The following is a 14,996-nucleotide window of genomic DNA, read 5'->3' on the forward strand; positions in this document are numbered from 1 at the left end:
TATAATTTCAATAATTGAAGGCTTTTTCTCCCTAAGCTTTAGGCATCTTTCCAGAGGGTCATCATACACTCTTGGCAATTGGTGGAGACTCTGAAACGCTCTTTACCCCGCACTAGGTAGAGGGGTAAGGCGAAGGGTGGCCGCTTCCCCTCACGGGTGCAGTAGCCCACCTGATGCAGAAGGCAATGGCGGGTAAACATCACCGGAATTGGTCCTTCAGGTACCGCCACCTCCAAAGCAGGAGCAATGGTACCTGTGACGCCCAACTTTCGGTAGAGTTGCTCTGCCTTTTGATTCGCCACATTGTAGGTAAAGTCGAGGCTCTCGGGCAACCCCCATTCACTCGCCTGGTGCTGGGTTGCGAGGAAGGTAGCTCGTCGCTCCGCCAGTGCCCGCCCTTGTTCCTCACGCTCACGCAGAAAAGCAGCGTGGCACGCCTCCTGTAACTGTAGGATCACCTCCCGGCGTAGCTCTGTCGCTACCGATGGCGGGAGATAAAGCCCCTCCAACTCCAGAGTTATCTTCTCCGCCACATAGGGGGTCTCCCCTAGCTTCGCAAGGGTATTGCGGAGGTGCTGACTATTCTCTTTCTTCGCAGGCTCCAATGGGAGTAGTCGCTCCACCCTAACCGATATCTCAGGTCGTTCCAAAAGGGTAGCAGAGAGCTGTACCCCTTCGCTACTGCATTGGCAGTCGAGACGGATGCCCACCTTTCGCACCGAGGCATCGGGTCGCTGCAGCACTTGATCGAACTGATGGTGGAGGTTGCGGTAGACCGTTGCCCCCGAAGCGATCGCAAGTGGACTAGAGAGTTTCAGCCGGTAGCGACCCTTTCCCACTGGTGTCACCTGATTAATAAAGGCACCGGCCGTCTCCTTTTCATCGCTAGAGACCAGCAAAAGTCCATCGCCATTGGAGAGCTCGGTCTCCTTTGCCTCCACTTTGATCACAATCTCCCTACCCCTACACTCCAGTAATTGGCCGATCCGTTCGCCCACACTCTTATTGGTAAAAGGGGTGATGCTATCCACAGGAATCGGCCGATGAAGCGGGATATTGTAGCTCGTGAAACGACGAGAAAAAGTCCGCTCGGGGTGCGGAGTAAACTGTCGCTCCACCCTACCCCACGAGGCACGGTGATACACCTCACCACGGCGGGCGATAATAGCATCCAGCTGCTCTCGATAATGGGCCGTCACGTTTCGGACATAATCAATCCCCTTGAGCCGCCCCTCGATCTTGAGCGATGAGACCCCTCCATCCAGCATCTCCTCTAGGATCTCGGTACGGTTAAGGTCCTTCAGCGAAAGGAGGTACTGACTCTCCAAGAGACGATGCCCCTCGGCATCCTCAAGGTCGTAACTCATACGGCAATACTGGGCACAGGCGCCTCGATTGGCACTCCGACCTCGGCACGCCTCGGAGATGAAGCAGCGACCACTATAGGAGACGCAAAGGGCACCATGGATAAAACTCTCCACCCGAATGCTCAGCCCCTCCAGAAGCATAGGCAGCTCGGCACTACTCAATTCGCGTGCCAGCACCACCTGCTCCATGCCCAACGCCTCCATCAATGCCAATTGGCCGTGGCTAGCATTGTGACACTGCGTACTAGAGTGGAGCGGAATGGGCGGCATGCCCTCCGCCATCAGCAAACCCATATCCTGCACGATCAAAGCATCGGCCCCCACCCGATAGAGCTCCCCCGCCAAAGCCACAGCCTCCTCCAATTGGTCATCGGTGAGAATGGTGTTTAAAGCCACATAGACCTTCGCCCCCACCGAATGTGCCTCATAGCAAAGCGTGCCGATATCCTCAAGGGATACCCCCGCACTGCTACGAGCTCCAAACTTGGGTGCCCCAATATAAACCGCATCTGCCCCAGCAGAGAGTGCCACCCGACCTCCCTCTAGCGATGAGGCCGGCGACAGTAATTCAATAGCCCTTGTCATACCACAAAGATACCCATTTTTGCAGAGCCCTTGCAAGACAAGAAAGAGGACCTCTCTACAAGAGAGATCCCCTTTCGAATTAAAACCTAATTGAGAAAATTAGAAAATAGCAGTGAATACGTTATTAGATCCACTGACTAGCTTTGCACCAAGCTTTGGCTTTGCTTGGGTATTCTTTACGTCCCAAATATAGACGTTGCCATCGTAGTTGCTAAGGTTTTCACCAACTGGAGTGATAGCGAAATAGATCTTACCATTGCGTATCGCTGCCTCCTGATATTGGAAGAAGTAGGTATGACTTGGCACCTCTAGATCCAGCACCTCTCCTGTATTGAGGTCTACTCGAGCAATGCCCCAAGGGTATTGTTCTATTTCATTTCCGTGTGGGTCGGTGTACTTGGTAATAGGCTCTGCATTTCCCTTTTCGTAGGGTACAAAGGCGATCCCATTGCCAGCGTAGAACCAGCCAACGCTTCTGGCTGTATTGTGTCCGCACTTGCCTGCGATATCAATGGACCAATCTTGGTAGGCACCATCCTTGATCTTGAGCATATAGACCTTGCCACCTTCAAAGCCCGTGAGCTGGTAGATGGTCTTTCCATCCTCAGCAACAAACATATTGCGAGAGCGATAGCCGGTGGTGGAGCCTACCTCTTCTTTGTAGAATATGGTCTTTGGATTCTTAAAGCTTGGGTAGTCTAATATCAAGGTAGCGGTCTTGCCAGTCGACTTAACCGTTTTTTTACCTGGAACCTTATCAAGTGACTCAATCTTGCTGATCTGTGCACCGTAGTAGATCTTACCACCAGTAATCACTGGGGAGTGGATACGAGAGATGAAGTAGCCTTGCTTATCCAATTCGGGTAGACTGATGTTGCCTTTATTGTTGTCGCCTAGCTTCATCGCGGTATTATCTAGAATCACGATGTTGTAGGTACCACCAATAGATGCGGCAGTGCCGGTAGCATCCTTTCCGAGTACTTTGCCAGAAGCATCAAAGCGAACAGGGCTAATCTCGTGAACGGAGGAGTAGTGGGTACCTGGCAGCAGGGCAAAGCGCATATTGCTATTGCCAATCACATTCTGTGAGCGTACGGTGGTGAGTAGCTCGAACTTCTTTTTATCCTTATTGTAGATCACATTGGTGATATCGCCCAGTCGGTAAGTAAGGCTGTAGAGAAAGCCGTCACTACTCCTATAAGCGTGTGGGGCTCTCGCATCGTTAACCAATGGAAAGGCATCCTTACCACCTTCGATGGTTGTATTGGGGTCATCGATCTTATCGAAGTGATGGAGGTAGAAGTTATTGGTCTTAGCGTTGTAGCCTACAGTGTATCCAATATAGAAGTCAAGCCCATCTTTGCTTTCGTAGGTGCCTGCAGTAGTGATGTCGGCTCCGACAATCTTATCATCGGGCTTCACTGGGTCGGGACGTTTCTTTTGCTCCTCATCGCAACTAGTGAAGAGTGACATGAGGAGTGCTGTTGCCCCTACCGTTAGAAGGGTTTTGAAAGTTTGTTTCATACTATGATTATCTTTAAAATGAATAAAATGCTATCTATTATTGTAGTGTATAGACCAGTTTGCCATAGAAGGCACGACCTGGCTTTTGCAGTGCGTAATTATCAAATATCTGCTGATTGAAGATGTTCTTGGCATCAAAACTAGCGGTGAGTGCGCCCTTGAGTAGTGTATAGCTGACGGATAGGCTCACTGGCGACTGATGGGGCACGTAGGGGGTACTATAGATCACCAGATCCACGGGGAACTTGCTCACGTAGAAGAGATTGGCTCCGAGGGTAAGGGTATTGCCTTCTGCTCCGAGATTGGGTATCAGGTAGCGGAGATTGAGATTGGCCTTGTGTGGAGGCTCGTGCCGAAGGGGTAGCCCATAGATTGATTCGTGCCGATTGTTGTAGGTCGCCTTGGTATAGGAGTAGCTTGCGGTGAGGAAGAGCTTATTCCACAGTGAGAGCGAACACTCGGTATCGATGCCACGACTGAGGATATTATCCACATTCTCAAATTGTGAATAATCGGCAAGGGCTCCGATCATCACTTTCTCGCGAATCATATCGCGTGTATCGCGTACGAATAGAGTGGCCGATCCGCTGATGCCAAAAGGCCCTAAATGGTAGGTACCAAAGTTGGTGCCGAGGTTGAAGTTATTGCTCCTCTCTGGCTTTAGATTGGGCATCTGAGAGACGTTGGAGGCGATATTACCAAATAGCTCTAGTTCGCTAGGAAGTCGTATAGCCCGCTCGGCCGACGCGTGAAGATAAAGACCATCAAGCACCTTGTAGGAGAGCGTACCCCCCACTCCGTGGAACGAAGTGGCACTCTCTACTGGGGTATTCTCCAACTTGCCATTTGTGGGGTTATTCAGCTCCATTATGGCATGTACCTTTTGGTAATACTGCTTGTAGAAGAGGGAGTTCTTCAGACGCCCCTCTAGCCAACTATCCTCAAGGGCGAGGGAGGCGATGGACTTCAAGGACTTCTTATTCTGGTCGGGCGGGGTGATGTACTTAGGCACTAGCGGGTCGTGGCTATCACGTAGGAAGTAGGTGCCTTGCCACCTCGCTGTGAGGGTGTGGTGCTCTAGGAAGGTATAGGCCAAGCTCGCCCGAGTGGTAAAGGTATGGCTAATATCGGTCTGCAATGAGGGACCACCGGTGAGGGCATTGCGCACCTCAGCACCGAAGTCGGTCTTAATAGGCTGATTATTGCTATCAACAATGGGTTGACCGCTCCAATCGTAACGATAAGGGACGGTATCTACCACCACTCGATGATTATTGGTATACCCTAGCTGGAGATCAAGGGAAAGGCCATCAGTGAGGATGTCGTCTTTGCGATAGCTAGTTTCTATCGCCAGCATACGGCTATTTCTATGGCGATTACCATAGACTCTATTCATACGCGCACCATGCTGGATCTCTTTGTATCCGCCCGAGGCAATCACGTTGAGGGAGAGTTGATCCACCCAACTGCGGTCGTTGAGACTAAGGGCAAGGCGAGTGCCATAGTCGCGGTAAGCATCGTGGAATCGGCGTGCTTTATCAACCTTGGTCACCTGTCCATCGCCATGCTCATAGACGATATCATCGCCCCACACCCAGTAGTTATTCTTACTATAATTGTAGTAAAGCGATGCGGAGAGCATAAAACCACGCCCTAGGTAGTAGCTACCATAGAGATTGGCAAGGTGGGTATTAAAAGAACCGGCAGAGTAGGAGACAACTAGTTGATTGCTCCTGCGATTCTTAAGGATGATATTGATGGCACCACCTAGAGCATCGTCGGAGAGGTAGGCGGGCACCACCCCTTTATAGACCTCTACTCGCTCAATCATGGAGGAGGGGATGCTACGGAGGGAGAAGCTACCTCCATAGCTACTTTGAGGGACTCCATTGATGAATGTGCGGATTGATTCGCCCGACATCCCATTGATATTCACATTGGTGCGAGCCCCTAGCCCGCCACTACTGCGGATGCGGGTGCCAGGGAGCCGATCAAGGACTTCGGAGGTGGAGAGACTAAACTTACTGGTGGCATCTAGCTCCAAGACATTCACGGAGAAGCCACTCAACTCTGTACGTCGCTTTGCCGATGTTCCTGTCACCACCACTGTCTCCAGCTCGGTATGGGTGGACTTCACCCGATAGCGTAGCTCGAGAAGCGACTTATTCAGTACGATCTTATGCTGCTCGGGCTCTATAAAGAGGGAGGAGATAATAAGGCGGTATTTGCCAAAAGGTACGTTGAGTAGCTCAAAGTTACCTTGTTCATCAGTGAGGGTGCGGTACCTTGTGCCGTCGAGAGAAATGGCAATATCCGCAAGGTCTTCACTCCCTTTGACCTCCAACCTTCCACGGATGGTACCTACTTTTGGGGATTGAGCTTCTGCCGTAAAACTCAATATTCCACCGATAAGCAGGAGCAAACTTATAACCTTGCGATAGGTATCTCGCTGTATATAGGGACCTATCATGGCCTTTATAGATAAATTCATTGTAAAGGGCTTCAATTTTAATGTACTTTACAAATCTATCTCCATATCCCTCAGCATGCAATACCTAAAAATAGCTATTTCCTCGCCTCTCTTATGGGAATAGAGAGCTATAGGTAATTGGTAAAGAGATAGAAATATGGTAGCTTTGTGGTATATAGGCTAGTTGTATGATCCAATTATGGAAGAAAAGAGGAAAAAGAAAAGCAGTACTCCTAAAGCAAGACTGAAGAAGGTCACTATCGGTGGTTTTCGCTCTATGAGCTATGACCACCCCTTGGAGCTTAACTTTGGGGAACGGACCATCTTATTAGGACCGAATGGAGCGGGTAAGAGCAACATTATAGGCTTCTTCAAGATGCTCAGCTATATGATGAGTCGTAGCTTTACAGCCTATGTGGAGTCGGAGGGTGGTGCTAACGCACTATCCTATTACGGATCGAAGAAGACCCCTTCGATTCAAGGAGCATTGGAGTTTGAAGTACTAAATAAGGAGGTGCCAGAGGAAAGTACTTATCAATTTCAACTACAGTATGCTGTGCCCGATCGCCTGATTGTATCTGAGGAGAAGGTCTCTTATCATCAACTCAATAAAAACAAGCCCCAAGAGAAGACATTAGATCCAGAATACAAAGAGTCGGCTCTTGCCATGAGTAAGGACCCCACTTGCCGTGTTATCTACCATATGCTTTCGGGTTGCAAAGCGTACCAGTTCAATGATTCATCTACCACTGGTCCATTACGACAAACTGTACCTGAGCAGACTGTCAGATACTTGCAATCGGAAGGTAATAATCTCCCCTCTTTTCTGCTACTACTGCGAAACCAATACCCTAGTGCCTACCGAAATATTGTAGATTATGTTTCCGACGTAGTGCCACACTTCACCGACTTCTACCTTGAGCCACAGGGAGGGTACCTCTCCCTGAAGTGGAAGGATGATTCAGCAACTGATTATGTTTTCAATGCCCACCAGCTTTCCGATGGATCTATTCGGTTTATAGCCTTAGCGACGCTGCTATTACAACCAAAGGAGCTGCTTCCCCCCGTCATCATTATTGATGAGCCGGAGTTGGGACTTCACCCTTACGCTATTATGCAACTTGCCGAGATGATCCGTCACGCGTCATTTCATACTCAGGTCATTGTCTCAACTCAGAGCTGCGACCTAGCAGATGCTTTTGACCTTAATGAGGTGGCGATTATTGAGAAAGATGGTGAGGACCTCTATACTACAGCCCGCAATCTCTCAAGCCAAGAGTATGCACAGTGGCTAGAGGAGTATAGCCTGAGTGAACTCTGGAAGAAAAATGTACTGGGAGGCAATCCACACTAAAATCTGATTATGACTCCTACCTATATAGTACACGTGCTTTGCGAAGGACACACAGAATCTGGCTTTATCTCTGAGGTACTTAAACCCTATCTCCAAGCAAAAGGCATCAACTCTGTCAAGAGCATTATAGTAAAGACCAATAAAAAGAAGGGGGCAGAAGGCGGAGTGGTAAGCTACGCTAAAGTGGTCAATGACCTCAACAATATGCTCAAGCAACAAGACTCCCCGTATGAGTGCCATCTTTTCACCTCTATGATAGATTTCTACGCCTTACCTAATGACTTTCCTGGATATAAAGAGGCGATGAAAATAAATGACCATTATCTACGGGTGAAGAAGCTAGAAGAAGCATGGAAAGAGGAGATTGGAGAAAGACGCTTTATACCCTATATTCAGCTGCACGAGTTTGAGGCACTACTCTTTGCTGACTTGAATCTGCTGAAGCTAGAAGTTCAGCATGAAAAAGAGGAAGAGAAGGAGAAAGCTTTTTCCAACCTATATGATGCACTTAAGAAGGTAGATGGCAATCCTGAACTGGTGAATGATGGGGTAGATACAGCACCCAGCAAAAGGATTATTAAGGTAGTAGAGGGAAAGTTGCAGTGGAGCTACAATAAGCCACTGATGGGCAAAAGGGTAACCAAGGCTATAGGTATGGAAACACTGCTTGACAAGTGCTCACACTTCAGGGAGTGGGTCAATCATTTGCTCCAATTAATAGAAAGCTAAGAGTGGTAGTTAGCTCCATCATAAATAGATATAGGCCGTGCGGGTGATTCCACACGGCCTATATATAGTTAATGTCTAGTAAGCTCTACTTGGTGAGCCAGCGGTAGGCGTTAGTGAACATGGTGAACCATGGGGTCACTTCGTCCGAACGCTCCTCGGGGTAGTAGCCGCACTGCCATGGGAAGATACTTCGCTCGGGGTGTGGCATCATCGCCAAATGACGGCCATCGGCACTCGTGAGAGCAGCGATGCCAGCTGGAGAACCATTGGGATTGGCAGGATACTCCTCATAAGCATACTGGGCCGCGATATGGTACTTCGATAGGTCGTAAGGCAGGTCGAAGCGACCCTCGCCGTGTGCCACCCAGCAACCCATTGTGGTACCCGCCAGCGAGTGGAGGAATACCGAGTTATTCTCTGGGATCGTCAGTGACACAAAGGCACTTTCAAACTTACCCGAAGCATTGTGTGCCATACGGTGCTTCTCCTCGTGCTCAGGATAGAGCAGCCCGAGCTCCGCCATCAGCTGACAACCATTGCAGATACCGAGCGAAAGCGTATCCTTACGGGCATAGAAGCGGTCGAGTGCTTGGCGAGCCTTAGCATTGTACTTGAAGCCAGCCGCCCATCCCTTGGCACTGCCCAATACATCGGAGTGCGAGAATCCACCGCAGAAGACGATCAATTGCACCCCCTCCAGCGTCTCACGCCCACTCATCAGGTCGGTCATGTGCACATCCTTCACATCAAAACCAGCGAGATAGAGGGCATAAGCCATCTCACGCTCGCCATTCGTTCCCTTATCACGGATAATGGCAGCTGTCACCCCACTCCGCTTCTCCTCACGCTTTGGACGGGCAAATGAGAGCCCTTCTGCAAAGTGATACTTCAGAGGTTGGCGACCACGGTTCTTTGCCCTAAGTGTCGCATTCTCAGGAGTGGTCTGATGCTTCTCCAGAGCATCGGTGGCAACACTCCAGCGGTCGAGCAGATCCTGCATACCTAGCTCCACGTCAAGGTCCTGACTCTTAATCACCAGCGTAGGCGTCTCGGTAGTCGTTGCCACAGGCAAGTAGCATACCCCCTGAGCATCAAGGAATTGCTCCAACGCCTCCGACTGAGTAGTAAAGAGCAATAGACCTGGATTCTCTGCAAAGAGTGCCTTTGCTATTGGTCTATTCGGTGCCTCCACCTTCAGACCACCACGAGCATTGCCCAGCATCATTTCCACCAAAGCGGTAATCACACCACCCGCCGAGATATCGTGCACCGCCTGCACCAGTCCGTGTGCCATAGCCCCTTGGATGGCCTCAAAGCCCTTCACAAAATAGTCGGGATTGGCAATATCTGGCACCTCAGCCCCCACCTTACCGAGCGTCTGATAAAGGGCAGAGCCACCAAGGCAACCAGGCATAAAGGAGAGATCCACTTGGTAAATCGTCCCCTTGCCATTCCACACCTGTGGTACAATCTTCTGCACATCCGACACCTCACCAGCGGCAGAGACAATCAGCGTCCCTGGCGAAAGCACCTTGTGCCCACCAGGATACTTCTGCGTCATCGAGAGCGAATCCTTACCGGTAGGGATATTGACCCCAATCGCCTTGGCAAAGTCACTCGCCGCCTCTACAGCTGCATAAAGGCGAGCATTCTCACCATCATTGCGGCAAGGCCACATCCAGTTGGCCGAGAGCGATACCGACTTCAGCCCCTCCTTGAGTGGAGCACCGATCAGATTGGTCAGTGCCTCCGCGATCGCTACACGCGAACCGGCTGGAGCATTCACCAATGCCACCTGAGGAGCGTGGCCAATCGACGTAGCAATACCTGCCCTACCCTCATAATCAAGTGCCACAGCACCGAGGTCGGAGAGCGGTAGCTGCAGTGGTCCAGCAGTCTGCTGGCGAGCCACCTTACCCGTTACCGAACGGTCCACCTTATTGGTGAGCCAATCCTTATTGCCTACCGCCTCTAGCGATAGTACATTGTAGAGGTTTTCCACAAAGCGGTCGGCCGAAAGCTCCTCTTCCCGTGGTTCACTAAAGCTTTGCTCGCGCGTGGTATCGGTCATAATCGTCTTAGGAGCCGAACCAAAGAGATGCTCCAGCTTCAGATCAAAAGGCTTCGACCCATCCTCAGCAATAAAGGATAGCTCCTTATCGCCCGTCGCCTCACCCACCACATAAAATGGTGCCTTCTCACGCTCCGCAATACGCCGTAGCCCCTCAATATCGCCCGACTTCACCAGTAGCCCCATACGCTCCTGGCTCTCATTGGAGATGATCTCCTTAGCCGAAAGAGATGGGTCACCAATAGGCAGCTTATCGAGGTAGATTCTACCCCCTTGCGTCTCTACCAACTCACTCAGACAGTTGAGGTGCCCCCCAGCTCCATGGTCGTGGATCGAGACTATCGGATTGATATCTCCCTCCGCCATCGCCCTAATCACATTGGCAGCACGCTTCTGCATCTCAGGGTTGGAGCGCTGAATAGCATTCAGTTCAATCGCATCCTCGTACTGACCCGTATTGACCGAGGAGACCGCTCCTCCGCCCATACCGATGCGGTAGTTATCACCCCCCATCACCACCATCTTATCTCCAGCCGAGGCCTCTCCCTTCAGGGCATCACGCTCCTGGGCATAGCCCACGCCACCAGCCAGCATGATCACCTTGTCGTAGCCCCAGAGCTCCTCACCCTCCTGATGTTCAAAGGTGAGCACCGAACCTGTGATCAAAGGCTGACCATACTTATTACCGAAGTCACTCGCCCCATTGCTCGCCTTGGTGAGCAACTCCTGAGGCGTCTGATAGAGCCAAGGACGGGCTGAGATACCCTCCTCCCATCGCTTGTGGCTCTCGCGAGTGTAAGGGGTCATGTAGACCGCTGTACCTGCCAATGGCAAGCTCGCCTTACCCCCTGCCAAGCGGTCGCGAATCTCTCCACCCGAGCCAGTCGCCGCACCATTGAAAGGCTCTACAGTGGTAGGGAAGTTGTGGGTCTCCGCCTTGAGCGAAAGCACCGACTTCACCTTTTTGGTACGGAAAAAGTCGGGACCGGCCGCATCACGAGGGGCAAAGATCTCCACCTCCGGACCGCTATTGAAAGCCACATTATCCTTGTAAGCCGAAACCAGATTATTGGGGTGCTCCTTGGAGGTCTCTTTGATCATCTGGAAGAGCGAACGTCCTTTCTCCTCGCCATCAATCACAAAGGTACCCCCGAAGATCTTGTGCCGGCAGTGCTCCGAATTGACCTGCGAAAAGCCAAAGAGCTCGCTATCGGTCAAAGGCCTACCTAGCTCCTTAGCCACCTCCTCCAAATATGCCACCTCCTCCTCACTCAGTGCCAAGCCCTCCGCCTCATTGTAGGATCGGATATCCTGCACCTCAATCACCTGCTCAGGGCTATCGGCACCTCTAAAGATGTTGGTGCCCAACCCCTCATACTTCCGAAGAAGCATCCTATCAAAAGGGGTATCGGCAGTGGCGGGTGTATAAAACTCAATACGGTCAATCCCTAGGCGATAGCCTAAGTCCATATTCTGAGTAATCTCCACCGCCGTGGTACTCCAAGGGGTCACCATCTCCGCCCTAGGCCCCACATAGTAGCCAGTAAGCGTATCCACAGGCACCTCCTTTGCGTCGCCAAATAACCACGACAAAGCCGCCGCATCCGCACCCTCAATCGGCTGCGTGTGCCGCACTGCATAGACCAAGCCATCACTCCCTTGATAATAGGTCACTCTCTTCATCTCTCTGCTCTCTATATTATAAGGTGTATACTTCCGAATAGTACCACAAATTTACCCAAAATATACCAAACCCTCCCTATCCCCTCTTCTCCTTTCCAGGCTCTTACGCTGTGGCACCCACCAGAGCGTCTATGGGTAAGGGTTTCATTTTGGTGGGGTACCTAATCGGACAAGTCGGACGAGTCGGACACCATGATAGAGCACCCGCCAGGGTGCCACTCAGCTAGCCCCCGGTCGAGGCTCGTAGAGCCGAATACCGGCGGGTTGCGAGTTGTCCCAAATTCCTCGACCCTAGTGGTCGCACCTACCCACCCAAGTGCGACCACAAGGGTCGATTACGGATACTGTATACTTTTTCCCGCCGGTCGTTCGGGGCTAACGCCCCTCCGACGCGGGGGCTAGCTGAATGGCACCCTCGCGGGTGCTTTTTTAAGGACCTCGGCAGAGGTCCGTGCTAAATAGGCACAGGTCGAGGCACGCAGTGACTCGACCTGTACAATGAGACGCAAAATATCCTTGCGACCCCGACCGAGGGGTCGGACAACCCCTATCTAGGTTACATAATGTGTCTACTTTTTCAGGAATACCTTCCACAATCTTTTCTTGTATCAACCTCATATTCCGCATGCGTGCGGAATAGATTCCGTAGCCCTGCGGAATGGATTCCGCACGCATACGGAATAATGCTTTGATACGGTCTCACTAAATCACGCGAGTAGGCAAGCATTCCTATTTTAGTACACACCAATCCTCCCCCATTCCTGAAAAAGTAGACACCACCCCCGCCCTAAAAACGATCAATGTCACAACTCTACCGCTTCAATGAGCTGCTTCATCGAATTGTATTTCGTTCCCTAAAGTAATCAATCCACAACGCATACGCACCAAGACCTTCAATCAGTGGGGTTGTATCTAGTTCCCTAAAGTAATCAATCCACAACAGTTTGCCGTTTCTGTGAAAGTGATTGACGGTTGTATCTAGTTCCCTAAAGTAATCAATCCACAACGCAGCTTCCCCTTGGTGGCTTCCTTTTCGGTTGTATCTAGTTCCCTAAAGTAATCAATCCACAACGGTGCGGACTCGTCTTCCTATCAACGAGCAGTTGTATCTAGTTCCCTAAAGTAATCAATCCACAACATGGCACATTGTTCACAACGAGCGACGCAAGTTGTATCTAGTTCCCTAAAGTAATCAATCCACAACTGTAAATTTGAATTTCTCCATAGTCTTTTTGTTGTATCTAGATCCCTAAAGTAATCAATCCACAACCCAACACCCTCTCGGCTCCGTGCAAGTACGGTTGTATCTAGTTCCCTAAAGTAATCAATCCACAACTACAACTGATATTAAATTTAATGATGATAGTTGTATCTAGTTCCCTAAAGTAATCAATCCACAACTGATAAAGCGATCGCAGAGAAACAAAGAATGTTGTATCTAGTTCCCTAAAGTAATCAATCCACAACTTGTCGTACTCGCCAAACAAATGGAAAGCGGTTGTATCTAGTTCCCTAAAGTAATCAATCCACAACTTGTCGTACTCGCCAAACAAATGGAAAGCGGTTGTATCTAGTTCCCTAAAGTAATCAATCCACAACATAGCCTTTTCGCCTTGATCTACAGCTTAGTTGTATCTAGTTCCCTAAAGTAATCAATCCACAACTGGCAGTATGGTGTCTGCTAATGCCGGTACGTTGTATCTAGTTCCCTAAAGTAATCAATCCACAACATATCGTCTTCAAGAATTGGTGGAGCAGTGTTGTATCTAGTTCCCTAAAGTAATCAATCCACAACTGACCTTTGTGGCAATCTTCACGAATGTTGGTTGTATCTAGTTCCCTAAAGTAATCAATCCACAACAAGGAGCGGGTTCAGCACGGCTTGTGCGAGGTTGTATCTAGTTCCCTAAAGTAATCAATCCACAACATTTGGAAGATGATTTATCAAGTGTAGAGGTTGTATCTAGTTCCCTAAAGTAATCAATCCACAACTTTCACCTGTTCGGTCGCTTGGTCTAGTGAGGTTGTATCTAGTTCCCTAAAGTAATCAATCCACAACATAAGGTTGCGGTCATCTAACCTAGGCATCGTTGTATCTAGTTCCCTAAAGTAATCAATCCACAACTCGAGTGAGAGTGCCGATGTCCATGGCTTTGTTGTATCTAGTTCCCTAAAGTAATCAATCCACAACAGTCCGCCAGCTATCTTAGTGTCGCCTTTTGTTGTATCTAGTTCCCTAAAGTAATCAATCCACAACAAAAAAGGCAAGTTTTATAGTCTCATCTTGTTGTATCTAGTTCCCTAAAGTAATCAATCCACAACTCCAGCCAACGACCTCTCTCTATTCGCTGAGTTGTATCTAGTTCCCTAAAGTAATCAATCCACAACGTCACGGAGTTTATGTGCTACCTACAAAGGTTGTATCTAGTTCCCTAAAGTAATCAATCCACAACTTACCGCTTTTACCATCTGGACGATGCTGAGTTGTATCTAGTTCCCTAAAGTAATCAATCCACAACTCAAAAAGGTCTTTGTGTTGGGTAAACCCGTTGTATCTAGTTCCCTAAAGTAATCAATCCACAACGTCGCGGAGTTTATGTGCTACCTACAAAGGTTGTATCTAGTTCCCTAAAGTAATCAATCCACAACAGTTAGTAATAATCACGCTGCATTGTTTTGTTGTATCTAGTTCCCTAAAGTAATCAATCCACAACGTAACAAGATGAAAGCTAACTAACTATGGGTTGTATCTAGTTCCCTAAAGTAATCAATCCACAACGTCGGCTATATATAGTTGTAAATATCAATGGGTTAGAGGCCGTAGGACGTCTAATAAAATGCCGATGTTTGATGAAAAGAGCCAATAGGGGTCTATTTTTTCAGTTCAAAGCTACCTAAAATTCCTCAAAGAGTGATAGCTGTCGTATTTTCGGTATCTTCGGTTCCTTTTGCTTCGTTCCCGAGAGGTGTATGATCTCTGCATACTGTTTGTCGGTAATGGTAATCACCTTAATATCCGCCTCTTCCGGAAGTGATTTCCGCAATTTATTGATGAGTGGTTGGCGGTGTTGCATCGATGGGATCGGCTTGATGTAGACCGAAAACTGTAGCATAATATATCCCTCTCCCAGTAACTCCTTCCGAAACTTTGCCGCCTGCTTTCGTTGCTTCTTAGTGAGAACAGGGATATCAAAAGCGACTAAAATCCACATA

The 14,996-nt window shown here is 49.4% G+C and carries 7 protein-coding genes and 1 CRISPR repeat array; of the genes, 2 read left to right on the forward strand and 5 right to left on the reverse strand.

Features of this window, described 5'->3' with window-relative positions; translation table 11 throughout:
• Positions 1-38: 38 nt before the first annotated feature.
• From MWL85_RS10220 to MWL85_RS10230, 3 genes are all read right to left on the reverse strand, one after another.
• Complete coding sequence (locus MWL85_RS10220; RefSeq protein WP_244400633.1) at positions 39-1,952, reverse strand: peptidase U32 family protein; 1,914 nt, start codon at positions 1,950-1,952, stop codon at positions 39-41.
• Between the two features lie 99 nt (positions 1,953-2,051).
• Positions 2,052-3,476: a hypothetical protein gene (locus MWL85_RS10225; RefSeq protein WP_244400634.1), complete on the reverse strand. Its 1,425-nt coding sequence runs from the start codon at positions 3,474-3,476 to the stop codon at positions 2,052-2,054.
• Between the two features lie 37 nt (positions 3,477-3,513).
• Entirely contained in the window at positions 3,514-5,946 is a 2,433-nt protein-coding gene (locus tag MWL85_RS10230) for a TonB-dependent receptor (RefSeq protein ID WP_244400635.1), read from the reverse strand.
• Positions 5,947-6,145: 199 nt separating this feature from the next.
• Here MWL85_RS10230 and MWL85_RS10235 point away from each other — a divergent pair, with 199 nt between their 5' ends.
• Positions 6,146-7,300 (forward strand): AAA family ATPase, encoded by a 1,155-nt coding sequence (locus MWL85_RS10235; protein WP_244400636.1) that lies wholly within the window; start codon positions 6,146-6,148, stop codon positions 7,298-7,300.
• Positions 7,301-7,309: 9 nt separating this feature from the next.
• Positions 7,310-8,029 (forward strand): DUF4276 family protein, encoded by a 720-nt coding sequence (locus MWL85_RS10240; protein WP_244400637.1) that lies wholly within the window; start codon positions 7,310-7,312, stop codon positions 8,027-8,029.
• 85 nt (positions 8,030-8,114) lie between these two features.
• Here the strand turns inward: MWL85_RS10240 and purL are convergent, their stop codons facing one another.
• Complete coding sequence (purL, locus tag MWL85_RS10245) at positions 8,115-11,783, reverse strand: phosphoribosylformylglycinamidine synthase (protein ID WP_244400638.1); 3,669 nt, start codon at positions 11,781-11,783, stop codon at positions 8,115-8,117.
• A gap of 839 nt (positions 11,784-12,622) precedes the next feature.
• Positions 12,623-14,562: direct repeats of the CRISPR family, unit length 36 nt; unit sequence GTTGTATCTAGTTCCCTAAAGTAATCAATCCACAAC.
• A 115-nt stretch (positions 14,563-14,677) separates the two neighbouring features.
• Positions 14,678-14,995, reverse strand: coding sequence for a CRISPR-associated endonuclease Cas2 (cas2, locus tag MWL85_RS10250; protein WP_021902785.1), 318 nt, complete (start codon positions 14,993-14,995; stop codon positions 14,678-14,680).
• Between the last annotated feature and the right edge of the window lies 1 nt (position 14,996).

It is taken from the genome of Porphyromonas somerae (genome assembly GCF_022845615.1).
GTDB classification, from domain to species: Bacteria; Bacteroidota; Bacteroidia; order Bacteroidales; family Porphyromonadaceae; genus Porphyromonas_A; species Porphyromonas_A somerae.

What these genes read in the sequence shown, in the direction of transcription:
- MWL85_RS10220 (WP_244400633.1), bottom strand. Translation starts at nt 1,952, where the DNA reads ATGACAAGGGCTATTGAATTACTGTCGCCGGCCTCATCGCTAGAGGGA.
- MWL85_RS10225 (WP_244400634.1), bottom strand. Translation starts at nt 3,476, where the DNA reads ATGAAACAAACTTTCAAAACCCTTCTAACGGTAGGGGCAACAGCACTC.
- MWL85_RS10230 (WP_244400635.1), bottom strand. Translation starts at nt 5,946, where the DNA reads ATGATAGGTCCCTATATACAGCGAGATACCTATCGCAAGGTTATAAGT.
- MWL85_RS10235 (WP_244400636.1), top strand. Translation starts at nt 6,146, where the DNA reads ATGGAAGAAAAGAGGAAAAAGAAAAGCAGTACTCCTAAAGCAAGACTG.
- MWL85_RS10240 (WP_244400637.1), top strand. Translation starts at nt 7,310, where the DNA reads ATGACTCCTACCTATATAGTACACGTGCTTTGCGAAGGACACACAGAA.
- purL (WP_244400638.1), bottom strand. Translation starts at nt 11,783, where the DNA reads ATGAAGAGAGTGACCTATTATCAAGGGAGTGATGGCTTGGTCTATGCA.
- cas2 (WP_021902785.1), bottom strand. Translation starts at nt 14,995, where the DNA reads ATGTGGATTTTAGTCGCTTTTGATATCCCTGTTCTCACTAAGAAGCAA.